Source organism: Enterobacter sp. HK169 (genome assembly GCF_001719105.1).
Classification (GTDB): Bacteria; Pseudomonadota; Gammaproteobacteria; order Enterobacterales; family Enterobacteriaceae; genus Enterobacter; species Enterobacter asburiae_B.
The window spans coordinates 867,313-880,330 of record NZ_CP017087.1 but is presented as its reverse complement, the minus strand read 5'-3'; the positions used below and the strand labels follow the sequence as shown (position 1 = coordinate 880,330).

Sequence of the window (13,018 nt, the reverse complement as noted above, 5' to 3'; positions counted from 1 at the left end):
GTAACAGGGATAATGTGCAACGCTAAATGTAAAAAGAGTTTTGTCTCAATAGCGATTTTGAACGGGCATTGTCGAGTCATTATTGACGGAATGTGTAGGCTGTATGGAGAAATAACCGGGCAGGTAAATCAGCCGGGAAATTTTCTTAGCTACGGCACTTTTTCCCGGAGGCTGTGTCTTATTGTGCTAAAGATATCTGATAGCGAGCTCAAAGGGATTTCACCCGCGGAGATAAAATGCACAAAAATACGCTGATCCTTGTTGTTGAAGATGAAGACGAAATCGCCGATATACTGATGAGCTACCTGGAGCGTTCGGGAATGAAAACGCTCCGAGCCAGGCAGGGCGAACAGGCCATAGCGCTCAATCGCCTCCATAAACCGGATCTCATATTGCTGGACATTCACCTGCCCGTATGTGACGGCTGGAGCGTACTTACCACGCTTCGTCAGGAAAGCGCTGTCCCCGTCATCATGGTTTCCGCTCTCGATCAGGATGTCGATAAGCTCATGGGGCTGAGGCTGGGCGCGGATGATTACGTGATCAAACCCTTCAACCCTTCTGAAGTTGTCGCCCGGGTTGAGGCGGTGCTGCGCAGGACAAAACCCGCGCTTCAGCAGGCGGGTTCCCAGCCGCTCAGAACGCCATTTATTACGGTCTATCCGGATGACTTCTACGTGGAAGTCACCGTGGGCGCAGAGGTTGTCTCCCCGGTATTAACGACGACCGAATTTAAATTGCTCACATACCTGGTGAGATATCCGCGAAAGGTCTGCTCCCGCGAAGAGCTGCTCAACGCGTGTCTGCCGGAAGGGGATACGCTCGACAGAACGGTCGACAGCCATATGAGCAAGTTGCGTAAAAAACTGGAGCTTGCCGGCCTCTATGGTGTTCCCGAGAGCATCAGAGGCATGGGCTACCGGCTTGGGGAAAAGAAATGAACAAAGAGTCTGTTCTGAGCCGTCAGATCTTAACGTATATGCTGTTGCTGACGTTTACGATCATTGCCATCGCCATACTCGGCTCCTGGTTTTTTTACTCCTTTATTCTGGATCACCTCCCGGGCGGCCCTGCTGCGGGCGATGACGAGCAGATGACGATGTGGGACTGGGTATGGATTGGGACCGCGACTACGATCAGTATGATTATTGCCCTCTTTTTCACGGTCAAACTGTCATCGCGGATCCTCACCCCGCTAAACGCGGTAGCGTCCAGCCTGAAAAAGATTTCTCAGGGCGATCTGGACGCCCGGGCATTCTGCGCCAGTTCCCGGCTGGGTGAGATCAATCACCTGGTGACGGATTTCAATGAAATGGCGGAAAAACTACAGACGCTGGATATTCAGAGGAAATCCTGGAATGCCGCTATTGCGCATGAGCTGAGAACCCCTGTCACGATCTTACGCGGACGGCTTCAGGGGTTGGTTGACGGCGTTTTTACCCCGGATCCGGTGCTGTTTAATAATCTTCTCAAACAGACGGAAGGGTTAACCCGCCTGATTGAAGATCTCCGGGTTATCAGTTCGGATGGCGGGGCGGGATACACGTTATGCCAGTCAAGAACGGATCTAAAAGGGACAATACAGAACGCACTCGATACGTTCATGCCCGAGTTCAGCCGTAAGGCTTTTACCGTCAATACAGACCTGAGGGAGCAGCAGTGCGTATTCGATCCATTGCGCATCAATCAGTGTTTGACCGTTTTATTTGATAATGCCTTACACTATTCAACCTCGCGCACGCTCATCGTGAAAAATGGCGTTTCTGATAAAGGCAATTTTATCCTTATTCAGGACGGGGGACCGGGCATCCCCAGAGAGTTTCATGATTTCCTGTTTCAGCCCTTTCAGCGCGATAATGGCGCCAGACATGTGAACCCGGAAGGCTGTGGTTTGGGCTTGTCGGTGGTAAAAGCCATCATGCTGGCTCATGGTGGCGATGTTACCTATACCTTATCGACGCAAAACCACTCGATATTTAAACTCACCTGGCCCGACTCGTGAGCTTCAGCGGCAGGTCAAATGTGCCTGCCGGCGATAAATGCCATATTTTTCCTAACTTAGCATCCCACTCCTGCGGGGTAATCGTCAGCTTACCGCGTCTCGGGCTTAAGGTTATTTCGCTGAAATAGATTTCATCTTTTTTTAGCATAAGGTCAACGCGGCAGTAGTCAATTCCATCCGCCAGCTCCTGGGAGGCCAACAAAGCCTGGCGGAATAAGAGCGGTTCGCCTGGTTCTGCTGAAGTATTTGGATATTCCATCCGGAAGGGTTGTAAGTTCCAGTACCTGTCATAAACGTTGATAAACCCTTTGCCGTTATCATCCGTAAAATCCGCTTCTACATAGTGGGCAACGCCGTGAAAACAATGGATCCTCAGCATTTCGGGCGTTGTGTTCCTGTCAGCGTCGTCGAAGAGACCGACAAACGGCTCGCAAAGTATACTCGGCGTAATGTTTTTGTACTGCCATTCGCGCGTGGTGTAGTAAAGATTTTTCTTTAACGCGAGGCTCAGCTTTTTACACGCTTCTTTTTCATTAAATTGCGCTTTGTTTGTACATATTATTGTGCTGCCGCTGTCATGGTTGCACTTAAGGACGAATTTGTCAGGAAGAACTGAAAAATCAATCTGCGACGGCCGGGTATAAACGCCGATTAATGGCACCGTTTTCACGCGCGTTGTTCTGGAGGAAACGTATGCCCGAACGGCGAGTTTATCGGCAAGCATCGTGTAGAAGTTATTATGGTCATAGACCAGACGATGACATATTTTTTCACTCAACGTCGTGGGCGAGTTAATATCAGGGGTTTCCCCGGTTGTTTTCTTAAGCCTCACGGTATGAAAATGCAGGTCCGTCATTAAAAATGAGCGGCATTTTCTGATGAGATACTCTGTGTATTTTAAAATGTAAGTGGCGGTGTTCATTTCTTCTCCTCCGTAATGTCCGGATATTCTGGAGAAGAACTGTTGATTGATATTGCTTAAAATATGGAGCAGGGATGGAGACGAAAAATTAAAGGATTAAATAGCGCACGCAGGCTATTTAATCCTTATTGAACAGTGCAACGTTTGTTTAACGGTCTTTGCGCCAAGCATCGGCGGTCAATGCTTCACCAAAATGACCGGCAATCAGTCGTTTTGTCAGCTCATGAAGCGGGGAGGCCATCACATCCGCCGTGCTGCCGCGCTCGACCACTTCGCCCTGGTGCATGACCATCACCTGATCGCTGATGTGCTTCATCATTCCCAGATGCTGGGTGACGTAGATATACGAGATCCCCTGTTTTTCCTGCAATTCCAGCATCAGGTTAATCAGCTGCGAGCGCATCGACATATCCAGCGAGGCAAGCGCTTCATCCGCAATGATCACTTTTGGCCGCAAAATCAACGCACGCGCCAGGCCCAGGCGCTGTTTCTGGCCGGGGGCCAGCATATGCGGGTAGTAGCTTTCGTGATCCGGTAACAGCCCAACCATACGCAGGGTTTCAAATACGCGCTTACGGCGCGCCTCTGGCTCCAGGTCGGTGTTCAGGCGCAGCGGAAAATCGAGGATCTGAGAGATGCGCTGGCGCGGGTTAAGCGAGGTAGACGGATCCTGGAAAATCATGCGGATGCGCTGGCTGCGAAAAGAGTAATCGCCGAACGTCAGAGGATGATCGTCAATCAACACTTCGCCTGCAGTGGGTTCAACCATGCCGGCGAGCATTTTCGCCAGGGTGGATTTCCCGGAACCGTTCTCGCCGATGATCGCCAGGGTCTGTTTTTCACGCAGCGTAAAGCTCAGCGGCTTCACCGCGTCGACAGTTTGACGATGAAACAGCCCCGTGCGGTAGCGAAAGGTCTTACTCAGGTTGCGAACTTCCAGTAAGGTCTCGACCATTTCACTCTCTCTCCATGTTCAGCGGGAAATGACAGGCGTACAGATGATTCTTGGCCCCGGTCAGGCGTGGCGTCTCGATACATTTACGCTGAGCATAGGGGCACCTCGGCCCCAGACGACAGCCTATCGGCAGGGATTCCAGCAGCGGAATCGCCCCCGGCAGGGTATTCAGGCGGCTTTTATGCGGCATTGCGCTGCCAAAATCCGGAATGGCGCGGATAAGCGCCTGCGTATACGGATGATGCGGCGCGCCGATCAGATCTTCACTCGGCGCGGTTTCGACCGTTTGCCCGCAGTACATCACGTCAATTTTATCCGCCCATTTGCTGAGCATTTGCAGGTCATGGCTGATCAGCAAAATGGTGGTGTTGTTATTCTGGTTGAGACGCGACAGCAGGCGGAAAATTTGCGCCTGCGTGGTGGGTTCCATCGCGTTGGTGGGCTCATCCGCAATCAGCAAACGCGGCTGATTTGCCAGCGCGATGGCAATCATCACTTTCTGACATTCGCCGTCGGTCAGCTCATAGGGGAAGCTGCGCATCGCATCTTTGTGATCTTTGATCCCAACGCGGTGTAAAAGCTCGATGGCGCGGCGCTTGCGCCAGCCAACGCGTTGCCACCAGCGGCCTTTATAGGTCCAGCCGGGAATGTTCTGCATGAGCTGTTTACCCACGCGTTCGGACGGGTCGAGACAGGACTGCGGCTCCTGGAAAATCATCGAGACGTTATGCCCGACAAGCTTACGCCGCTCGCGGGGGGAGAGGCGCAGCAGATCGATATCGTCAAAACGCATACGGTCTGCCGTCACGCGCCAGTTGTCTTTCGCCACGCCGCAGATAGCCTTGGCAATCAGGCTTTTTCCCGAGCCGGATTCCCCCACCAGCCCGCGTATTTCTCCCTCTGCAAGGGTGATACTGATGCGATCGACGGCTTTAACCCAGCCTTCACCGGTTTTGAATTCGATGGTGAGGTTGCGAATATCAAGAAGCGGCATTATTGCACCCCCGCGTTAATTGCACGGCGAATACCGTCGCCCAGCAGGTTGATAAGCAGCACGCTCACCATAATGGCCGCACCCGGCAGCATGACCGTCCAGGGTGCCACGTAGATCAACTCCAGCGCGTCGCCGAGCATCGCACCCCATTCGGGCGACGGCAGCTGTGCGCCGAGATCGAGAAAGCCGAGCGCCGCGATGTCCAGGATCGCCATCGACAGGGCGCGGGTGATCTCTGTGACCAGCCCGGCGGCGATGTTGGGCAGCACGGCAAACCACAGAATGTTGAAGGTCGTCGCGCCGTCCAGACGCGCGGCAACGACGTACTCTTTTTCCAGTTCATCATGCACCATGCTGTAAACCGAGCGCACGATGCGGGGCAGGATAGCCAGCCAGACGGCGAACATGGCATGCGACAGATGCGGACCGGCAAAGGCAACAACAATGATTGCCAGCAGCAGGGATGGAATCGACAGCAGCGTATCCAGAATGTGGTTAAGGACCGCCGAACGCAGGCCATGGGTGGATCCCGCAAAAATACCGAGCGCCAGCCCGCAGATCGTAGCCGCGAGCGTCACCACAAATGCGCCGCCGACCGTCGGGGCTGCACCGCTCAACAGGCGGCTCAACACGTCACGTCCGAGGTCGTCCGTTCCCAGGAAGAAAGAGACTTCACCGTAGCGCGACCAGGACGGTGGCAGCAGCTGATAGCCAAGGAACTGCTGGTCGATGCCGTACGGCGCAAACCACGAGCCAAAGACGCAAAGCAACACCAGGCCGGCGCAGCCGTAAAGGCCGATCATTGCCGTGGTGTCACCATAGAATTTACGCCACACGGTACGCAGCACGCCGGGCGTGCGCTTTTCACTGTATACGCTATCGTAAGGCATACCATTCCTTATGCTTCAATGGGTTAGCCATGGCACCCAGAATATCGGACAACACGTTAACAATAATCACCAGCGAACCAATCACCATCACGCCCGCAGAAATAGCGGCGTAGTCCTGCTGGCGGATGGCGTTAATCAGCCATCGCCCCAGGCCCGGCCAGCTGAAGACCATCTCGGTGATCATCGCCAGCGTCAGCATGGTGGAAAACTGTAATCCCAGACGCGGAATTACCGGCGGCAGCGCGTTGTGCAGGACGTTGCGGCGCAGTATGGTCAGGCGTGACAACCCGCGCGTGGCGGCGGCTTTGACGTAGTTCTGGTCAAATACCTCAATGGTGCTCAGGCGCATCAGGCGGATCACTTCGGTGGTTGGCGCAACCGCCAGCGTCAGCACCGGCAATACCATATGGCGCACGGCGCTGACGATCATCTCATGGCGCCACACCGAATCGGACAGCCACGCGTCAATGATGGCAAAACCCGTCACCGTTTTAACCGTATAGAGCAGGTCAAAACGACCCGAAACCGGCAGCCAGCCCATCGTCAGCGAGAAGAACAGCGTCAGCAGCAGCGCCAGCCAGAATACCGGAATGGAAAAGCCGAACAGGGCGAGGGCGCTGATAAACTTATCCTGCCATTTGTTGCGATAGATCCCGGCCAGCATACCCACGGGGATGCCGACCATCAGGGCAAAGCCGAAGGCCAGAATGCACAGCTCCATCGTGGCCGGGAAAACCTCTTTCAGCTGCTGGGAAATCAGCTGCCCGTTAATGCTGGACACGCCGAAATCCCAGTGCAGCAGCCCGTTAAACCAGAACAGCCAGGCATCCCACAGCGACGACCCCTGGAGCGGGGCGTGGGGCGTGAAATAGCTCAGGCTGAAGCCGACAAAGTTCAGGAAAAAGAGCGTCACCAGCAGCAAAAGGAGCCGACGTAAGGTAAAAATAATCATGGTTTTTTCACCTCTTGTTCTTTTTCACGCGACACGCCGGCGAACGAGGCGTTGCCGAACGGACTCAGCACCAGGCCTTTAATATCGTAACGATAGGCCTGAAGACGCAGGGAAGAGGCCAGCGGCAGCACCGGCAGCTCCTGGGCAAGGATCTTCTGCGCTTCATCATAGGCGTCGATGCGTGAGGCCAGCTGCTGGGAAGCCAGCGCTTTTTGCAGCACGGCGTCAAACTCCCGGTTACACCAGTGGGCGTAGTTGGTCTGCGAATTTATCGCCGCACAGCTCAGGAGCGGCCGGAAGAAACTGTCCGGATCGTTACTGTCGGTCGCCCAGCCGGTCAGGGTTAAATCATGATTCATGTCCATCAGGCGCGCCTCCTGGAAACGGCCCTCAACCGGTACGATGATCACTTTGACGCCCACCTGCGCCATATCTGCCTGCAGCAGTTCGGCGGTCTTGAGCGGGCTCGGGTTCCACGCCTGGGAGCTGGTTGGCACCCAAAGCTGCAAAGTGAGGTTTTCCGCCCCCAGCGCCTTCAGCTGTTCACGCGCTTTTGCCGGATTGTATTCCGTAATTTTAGCTTCACCGTCATAGGCCCACGAGGCGCGCGGTAAAATTGAGGCGGCGGTTTCCGCCGTGCCGTAGTAGATCGACTGCATCAAACGCTGGTTGTTAATCGCCAGCGCCAGAGCGTGACGTACGGCAGGGTTATTCAACGGCGGCTTATCCGTGTTAAAGGCCAGATAAGCGATATTCATGCCGGGGCGTAACGTCAGGCGCAGGCGCGGATCGTCACGCAAAATGGTGAGCTGGCTGGCCGCGGGCCAGGCGAGCACGTCGCACTCCCCGGTGAGCAGTTTCGACAGACGTCCCGTTCCACCTGAACCGAGATCGACCACCACCTGCGGCATCAGCGGGGTGCCGCGCCAGAAATGCTCATGACGCTGCAGACGAATATACTGCCCGGCGCGGTATTCAGCGAGCTGGAACGGACCGGTGCCGACCGGCTGACGATCGAGTAACTCCTGACGATCTTTTTTCGTCAGGTTTGCCGCGTATTCAGCGGACATGACTGACGCATAGTGGGTCGCCAGATGCCAGAGGAAGGAGGCATCCGGGCGCGTCAGCGTAAATTCAACCGTCCGATTGTCCAGCTTGCGCACGCTTTTGACGGTGTCAGCAAACTGCAGGCTGTCGAAATAGGGGAAATTATCCCCGTTAACGTTATGCCACGGATGGTTGCGGTTAAAGATACGCTGGAAGGTGAAGACCACGTCATCTGCGTTCAGCCTGCGCGTGGGGGTAAACCAAGGCGTGCGCTGAAACGCGACGTCATCGCGCAGGTGAAAACGGTAGGTTGCGCCGTTATCCAGCACTTCCCAGCTTTCCGCCAGCTCAGGCACCAGACGGTAGGTGTATGGGTCAACATCAAGCAGACGGTCGTAAAGCTGCGCGGCCAGGGTATCCACGATCAGGCCGCTGCCCGCTTTTTGCGGGTTGAAGGTATCCACCTGGCCGCTTACGCAATAGACAAAGCCGCTGTCACGAATGTCAGGCTGGGGAGTTTGCCCGGGCGCGGCAAAGGCCAGGCTGCTAAACAGACCGAGTGCTAAAAAGGACGATAAAACCAGACGCATAATTTTTAAGGTTTTTAGGTTCGATCTGCAAAGTGTATCGCACTTACGCCTGCTTCGTAAAAATGTCTGCAGGTAAGTGCTGATATTGTCAGCGCATTTGATGCTTTTTGAGCAATGCCCTTAACTGATGGTAGGTCAGACCCAGCAGTTCAGCCGCCCGTTTCTGGTTATATTTCGCCGTCTTCAGGCTTTGCTCCAGCAGCTGTTTCTCCTGATCGTTCTGGAACTGGCGTAAATCAAGGGGAGAGTAGGGAGACCGCCTGAAGACGCTGGTGTGGGTAGCGGCGCTGCGCTGCGCTGAAAAGGATCGATAATGATATTGTCCAGCTCCGTCTCGCTGCTGCCGTGACGATAGACGGAGCGCTCCACGACGTTTTTCAGTTCACGGATATTTCCCGGCCAGTGGTAAGCCAGCAGCGTCTCTTGCGCATAATCGCTGAAGCCGGGGAACAGCGGCAGTCCGAGCTCTCGGCACATCTGAATCGCAAACTGGTCTGCCAGCAGCATGATGTCGCTTCTGCGCTCGCGCAGGGGAGGAAGTTGAACGACGTCAAAGGCCAGGCGGTCAAGCAGGTCGGCACGGAATTTCTCCTCCGCCACCATCTCCGGCAGGTTGGCGTTAGTGGCGCACACCAGGCGTACGTTAACCTGCAGCGGCTGGCTGCCGCCGACTCGCTCCAGCTCGCCGTACTCAATCACGCGCAGCAGTTTTTCCTGCACCAGCATGGGCGCGGTGGCTAGCTCATCCAGAAACAGCGTACCGCCGTCGGCGCGCTCAAAGCGTCCGGGATGGCGTTTCTGGGCGCCGGTAAACGCCCCCGCTTCATGGCCGAAGAGCTCGGTGTCGAGCAGGTTTTCATTCAGCGCCGCGCAGTTAAGGGAAATGAAGGGGCCATCCCAGCGCCCGGAGAGGTAATGCAGACGGTTGGCTATCAGTTCTTTCCCCGTTCCGCGTTCACCGACGATCAGCACCGGTTTATTGAGCGGCGCCAGGCGAGAGACCTGTTCCAGCACTTCGAGAAAGCTGTTTGCTTCGCCGAGTAAATTGTCTTTGTATCCGGGCATGATGAAATTAACCACTCCTTAGCGATATTCACCAGGGAAGAATAGTCTGTTGCTGCGCAAAAATCAATCAGACTCTGAAAAATCAATAAGATAAAAACCTGGCATGATGTTTGTATTATCCGTACAGCAGGGCATAGCCCGATAACAGAACTATGAGGATTTGATTATGGGTATTTTTTCTCGTTTTGCCGACATCGTGAACGCCAACATCAACTCACTGCTTGAGAAAGCGGAAGATCCGCAGAAGCTGGTACGTCTGATGATTCAGGAGATGGAAGACACGCTGGTTGAAGTGCGTTCAACCTCTGCCCGCGCGCTGGCGGAGAAAAAACAGCTTACGCGTCGTATTGAACAGGCAACCGCTCAGCTGAACGAATGGCAGGAAAAAGCGGAGCTGGCGCTGCGTAAAGACAAAGAGGATCTGGCCCGTGCGGCGCTGATCGAAAAACAGAAGCTGGCTGATATGGTCGCGACGCTCGAGCATGAAGTCACGCTGGTGGATGACACGCTCACCCGTATGAAGAAAGAGATTGGTGAGCTTGAAAATAAACTTAACGAAACCCGCGCGCGTCAGCAGGCGCTGGCCCTGCGTCACCAGGCGGCAAGCTCTTCCCGCGACGTGCGTCGTCAGCTGGACAGCGGTAAGCTTGATGAAGCGATGGCGCGTTTTGAATCGTTTGAACGTCGTATCGACCACATGGAAGCGGAAGCCGAAAGCCACGGCATCGGCAAGCAGAAGTCGCTGGATCAACAGTTCGCCGATCTGAAGGCTGATGATGAAATCAGCGAGCAGCTGGCGGCACTGAAAGCCAAAATGAAGCAAGACAACCAATAATAATTCCTGCGGCACCTGAGCGTGCCGCATCATAAGACAAGGAGTACACATGAGCGCGCTTTTTCTGGCCATTCCCCTGACAATTTTCGTGCTGTTCGTTTTGCCGATTTGGCTATGGCTGCACTACAGCAACCGTTCTTCTCGGGGCGAACTCTCCCAGAGTGAACAACAGCGTCTGGTACAGCTCTCCGACGAGGCGAACAAAATGCGCGAACGCATTCAGGCGCTGGAAGCCATCCTGGATGCTGAGCATCCAAACTGGAGGGACCGTTAATGTCTGGACTGAATCTGAACAAAAAGTTGTGGCGAATTCCACAGCAGGGCATGGTGCGCGGCGTTTGTGCCGGGCTGGCTCACTATCTTGATGTCCCGGTAAAACTGGTCCGCGTGGTCGCGGTGCTATCGATCTTCTTTGGCCTGGCGTTTATTACCCTGGTGGCATATATCGTCCTGTCGTTTGTTCTTGACCCGATGCCCGAAGGAGAACTGGCTGCGGAGGGAGCCCCGACCAGCAGCGATCTTCTCAATGCCGTTGATGAGCAACTCGCCGCCGGTGAGAAGCGGCTACGGGAAATGGAACGCTATGTCACGTCGGATACCTTTACGCTGAGAAGTCGCTTTCGTCAGCTTTAAGAGAGAGATGAGATGAAACAACACTGGCAACAGGCCGGTCAGAAGGTAAAACCCGGCCTGAAAATCGCAGGTAAACTGGTCCTGCTGACCGCGTTACGGTTCGGCCCGGCAGGTGTGGCGGGTTGGGCGATCAAATCCGTTGCCCGCAAACCGGTCAGAATGGTGCTGGCCGTGGCGCTCGAACCGCTGCTGCAAAAGGTGGCAAAACGGCTATCTCGCCGCTACTTATCCCAATAATTCCTGCTGGCGTTAGCCCTTTCCCTGACGGGGGAGGGACTGGCGACGGTTAACCGCATTTCCTCTTTTCCCGGTTCTTTCTTTGCGGCAGCTCACAATATTGCGCTGAGCTGCTTTGCAATCACCTTTTTCTCCTTTCTGGTCCGTTGACAGATATTTTTCATGGGAGTAGATTGCCACTTCGTGGGACCGCTACCATGGAAAATGAAATGAATACAAAAATTAAAGAACTCATTAATCTTGTTTACGGGGAAACGTTTTCTGATGCCCATCTTAATGTGCTGCTGGAAAATATTGGAAATGCCGCTTCTGTTATTACGGAAAAACGTAAAACGGGTTGGGATGAAAAAGACGTTGTCCTGATTACCTATGCCGATCAGTTTTCAGCGAAAGGGGAGAAGGCGCTACCGGTGTTTACACGTTTTTATAACAGGTGGCTTTCTCGTTCTTTTTCTCATGTTCATCTCTTGCCTTTTTATCCATGGTCTTCGGACGACGGTTTTTCTGTTATCGATTATCACGAGGTTGCACCGGAAACCGGAACGTGGCGAGACGTTGCTGAATTAAAACAGTCAGCCAGTTTAATGTTCGATTTCGTATGCAACCATATGTCAGCCAAAAGCAAATGGTTCGCTAATTACCTGAAGCAAATGCCAGGATATGAAGATTTCTTTATTTCTGTCGATCCTGAAACAGACTTATCCGCGGTGACGCGTCCGCGTGCCTTACCGCTTCTTACACCTTTCACGCTGCATGACGGCAGCGTGCGACACCTGTGGACCACCTTCAGCGAGGACCAGGTCGATCTCAATTTCGCCTCTCCGCAGGTGCTGATCGCGATGGTCGACGTGCTGCTGCATTACCTGATTGAAGGGGCGCGATACATTCGTCTGGATGCGGTGGGATTCATGTGGAAAATACCCGGAACAAACTGCATCCACCTTGAGCAAACCCACCAGCTCATCCAGCTTTTCCGCGCGATTACCGAGGCTGTCGCCCCTGGAACGGTGATTATTACCGAGACGAACGTTCCGCATAAAGATAACGTTGCTTACTTCGGTGACGGCGAAAATGAAGCGCAGATGGTTTATCAGTTCTCTTTGCCCCCGCTGGTGCTGCATGCGGTGCATTCTCAGGACGTCGGGACGCTGAGCCAGTGGGCAGCGTCGCTGACGTTGCCTTCCACGAAAACCACCTGGTTTAACTTCCTGGCCTCGCATGACGGGATTGGTCTGAATCCGTTACGCGGAATTTTACCCGAGTCGGAAATCCTCTCGCTTGTGGAAAAACTTCAGGCTGAAGGGGCGTTGGTTAACTGGAAAAATAACCCGGATGGTACACGCAGTCCTTATGAAATTAATGTGACCTATCTGGATGCTTTAAGTACGCGTGACAGTCTTGATAGCCAACGGATTGCCCGGTTTATTCTGGCGCATGCCGTCCTTTTAAGCTTCCCCGGCGTGCCTGCGGTTTATATCCAGAGCATTCTCGGTTCCCGTAATGATTATGCAGGTGTTGAACACCTGGGATATAACCGTGCGATTAATCGTGAGAAATACACGGCAGGGCAAATTGATAGCCTGCTTGAAGATAAAAATAGCCTGCGTTCTCAGATCTATCGCTCGTTAAGCCAGTTAATCGCGCTGCGTCGGGCGGAGAAAGCATTCCATCCTGACAGTGAAGCTTATTTCAGTGCGTCAGGTAAACATGTTTTAAAAATCGTTCGCGTGGCGGATTGTGGTGAGAAAGTAACGGCGCTGTTTAATTTCAGTGATGGCATTCAAACGATGGAATCCGATATTCATTCCGGAACGGAGTTGATTTCCGGGAAAGATATTACAGATAAAACGCTGACCCTATATCCATGGCAGGTGTTGTGGATTAAAGAAAACTAAA

Annotated in this window: 13 protein-coding genes and 1 pseudogene; 7 read left to right on the top strand and 7 right to left on the bottom strand. The window is 53.9% G+C overall.

Features of this window, described 5'->3' with window-relative positions:
• The first annotated feature begins 236 nt into the window (after nucleotides 1–236).
• On the top strand, nucleotides 237–941 hold the full coding sequence (locus EnteroDNA1_RS04235; protein ID WP_025756601.1) for a response regulator: 705 nt from the start codon (nucleotides 237–239) through the stop codon (nucleotides 939–941).
• Nucleotides 938–2,002, top strand: a complete 1,065-nt coding sequence (locus EnteroDNA1_RS04230) for an ATP-binding protein (RefSeq protein WP_033145734.1) — start codon at nucleotides 938–940, stop codon at nucleotides 2,000–2,002. Before EnteroDNA1_RS04235 ends, EnteroDNA1_RS04230 begins: the two co-directional genes overlap by 4 nt.
• Here the strand turns inward: EnteroDNA1_RS04230 and EnteroDNA1_RS04225 are convergent.
• From EnteroDNA1_RS04225 to pspF, 7 genes and pseudogenes are all read right to left on the bottom strand, one after another.
• On the bottom strand, nucleotides 1,983–2,924 hold the full coding sequence (locus EnteroDNA1_RS04225; RefSeq protein WP_069302918.1) for an ATP-grasp fold amidoligase family protein: 942 nt from the start codon (nucleotides 2,922–2,924) through the stop codon (nucleotides 1,983–1,985). The two genes, EnteroDNA1_RS04230 and EnteroDNA1_RS04225, sit on opposite strands and share 20 nt — an antisense overlap.
• Nucleotides 2,925–3,072: 148 nt before the next feature.
• Nucleotides 3,073–3,879: a putrescine export ABC transporter ATP-binding protein SapF gene (sapF, locus tag EnteroDNA1_RS04220; RefSeq protein WP_023312051.1), complete on the bottom strand. Its 807-nt coding sequence runs from the start codon at nucleotides 3,877–3,879 to the stop codon at nucleotides 3,073–3,075.
• A 1-nt stretch (nucleotide 3,880) separates the two neighbouring features.
• On the bottom strand, nucleotides 3,881–4,873 hold the full coding sequence (gene sapD / locus EnteroDNA1_RS04215; RefSeq protein ID WP_033145732.1) for a putrescine export ABC transporter ATP-binding protein SapD: 993 nt from the start codon (nucleotides 4,871–4,873) through the stop codon (nucleotides 3,881–3,883).
• On the bottom strand, nucleotides 4,873–5,763 hold the full coding sequence (sapC, locus tag EnteroDNA1_RS04210; protein ID WP_032656751.1) for a putrescine export ABC transporter permease SapC: 891 nt from the start codon (nucleotides 5,761–5,763) through the stop codon (nucleotides 4,873–4,875). Before sapC ends, sapD begins: the two co-directional genes overlap by 1 nt.
• Nucleotides 5,750–6,715, bottom strand: coding sequence for a putrescine export ABC transporter permease SapB (sapB, locus tag EnteroDNA1_RS04205; protein ID WP_023312049.1), 966 nt, complete (start codon nucleotides 6,713–6,715; stop codon nucleotides 5,750–5,752). The genes sapC and sapB overlap by 14 nt, the downstream gene beginning before the upstream one ends.
• On the bottom strand, nucleotides 6,712–8,352 hold the full coding sequence (gene sapA, locus EnteroDNA1_RS04200; protein WP_033145731.1) for an ABC transporter substrate-binding protein SapA: 1,641 nt from the start codon (nucleotides 8,350–8,352) through the stop codon (nucleotides 6,712–6,714). The genes sapB and sapA overlap by 4 nt, the downstream gene beginning before the upstream one ends.
• 88 nt (nucleotides 8,353–8,440) lie before the next feature.
• A pseudogene (pspF, locus tag EnteroDNA1_RS04195) lies at nucleotides 8,441–9,417 on the bottom strand (phage shock protein operon transcriptional activator).
• A gap of 166 nt (nucleotides 9,418–9,583) precedes the next feature.
• Between pspF and pspA the strand changes: the two are divergent.
• From pspA to EnteroDNA1_RS04170, 5 genes are all read left to right on the top strand, one after another.
• Nucleotides 9,584–10,252 (top strand): phage shock protein PspA, encoded by a 669-nt coding sequence (pspA, locus tag EnteroDNA1_RS04190; protein WP_064672643.1) that lies wholly within the window; start codon nucleotides 9,584–9,586, stop codon nucleotides 10,250–10,252.
• Between the two features lie 49 nt (nucleotides 10,253–10,301).
• Entirely contained in the window at nucleotides 10,302–10,526 is a 225-nt protein-coding gene (gene pspB, locus EnteroDNA1_RS04185) for an envelope stress response membrane protein PspB (RefSeq protein ID WP_023312045.1), read from the top strand.
• Entirely contained in the window at nucleotides 10,526–10,885 is a 360-nt protein-coding gene (pspC, locus tag EnteroDNA1_RS04180; RefSeq protein WP_023312044.1) for an envelope stress response membrane protein PspC, read from the top strand. Before pspB ends, pspC begins: the two co-directional genes overlap by 1 nt.
• A gap of 12 nt (nucleotides 10,886–10,897) precedes the next feature.
• A complete protein-coding gene (pspD, locus tag EnteroDNA1_RS04175; protein WP_023312043.1) occupies nucleotides 10,898–11,122 on the top strand; it encodes a phage shock protein PspD in 225 nt (74 codons plus the stop codon).
• Between the two features lie 197 nt (nucleotides 11,123–11,319).
• The gene (locus EnteroDNA1_RS04170; RefSeq protein WP_069302917.1) at nucleotides 11,320–13,017 is read left to right on the top strand and encodes a sugar phosphorylase; all 1,698 of its coding nucleotides are present in this window, start codon (nucleotides 11,320–11,322) and stop codon (nucleotides 13,015–13,017) included.
• Nucleotide 13,018 lies beyond the last annotated feature (1 nt).

Coding starts and splice junctions, on each gene's coding strand:
- EnteroDNA1_RS04235 (WP_025756601.1), top strand. CDS start 237: ATGCACAAAAATACGCTGATCCTTGTTGTTGAAGATGAAGACGAAATC.
- EnteroDNA1_RS04230 (WP_033145734.1), top strand. CDS start 938: ATGAACAAAGAGTCTGTTCTGAGCCGTCAGATCTTAACGTATATGCTG.
- EnteroDNA1_RS04225 (WP_069302918.1), bottom strand. CDS start 2,924: ATGAACACCGCCACTTACATTTTAAAATACACAGAGTATCTCATCAGA.
- sapF (WP_023312051.1), bottom strand. CDS start 3,879: ATGGTCGAGACCTTACTGGAAGTTCGCAACCTGAGTAAGACCTTTCGC.
- sapD (WP_033145732.1), bottom strand. CDS start 4,873: ATGCCGCTTCTTGATATTCGCAACCTCACCATCGAATTCAAAACCGGT.
- sapC (WP_032656751.1), bottom strand. CDS start 5,763: ATGCCTTACGATAGCGTATACAGTGAAAAGCGCACGCCCGGCGTGCTG.
- sapB (WP_023312049.1), bottom strand. CDS start 6,715: ATGATTATTTTTACCTTACGTCGGCTCCTTTTGCTGCTGGTGACGCTC.
- sapA (WP_033145731.1), bottom strand. CDS start 8,352: ATGCGTCTGGTTTTATCGTCCTTTTTAGCACTCGGTCTGTTTAGCAGC.
- pspA (WP_064672643.1), top strand. CDS start 9,584: ATGGGTATTTTTTCTCGTTTTGCCGACATCGTGAACGCCAACATCAAC.
- pspB (WP_023312045.1), top strand. CDS start 10,302: ATGAGCGCGCTTTTTCTGGCCATTCCCCTGACAATTTTCGTGCTGTTC.
- pspC (WP_023312044.1), top strand. CDS start 10,526: ATGTCTGGACTGAATCTGAACAAAAAGTTGTGGCGAATTCCACAGCAG.
- pspD (WP_023312043.1), top strand. CDS start 10,898: ATGAAACAACACTGGCAACAGGCCGGTCAGAAGGTAAAACCCGGCCTG.
- EnteroDNA1_RS04170 (WP_069302917.1), top strand. CDS start 11,320: ATGGAAAATGAAATGAATACAAAAATTAAAGAACTCATTAATCTTGTT.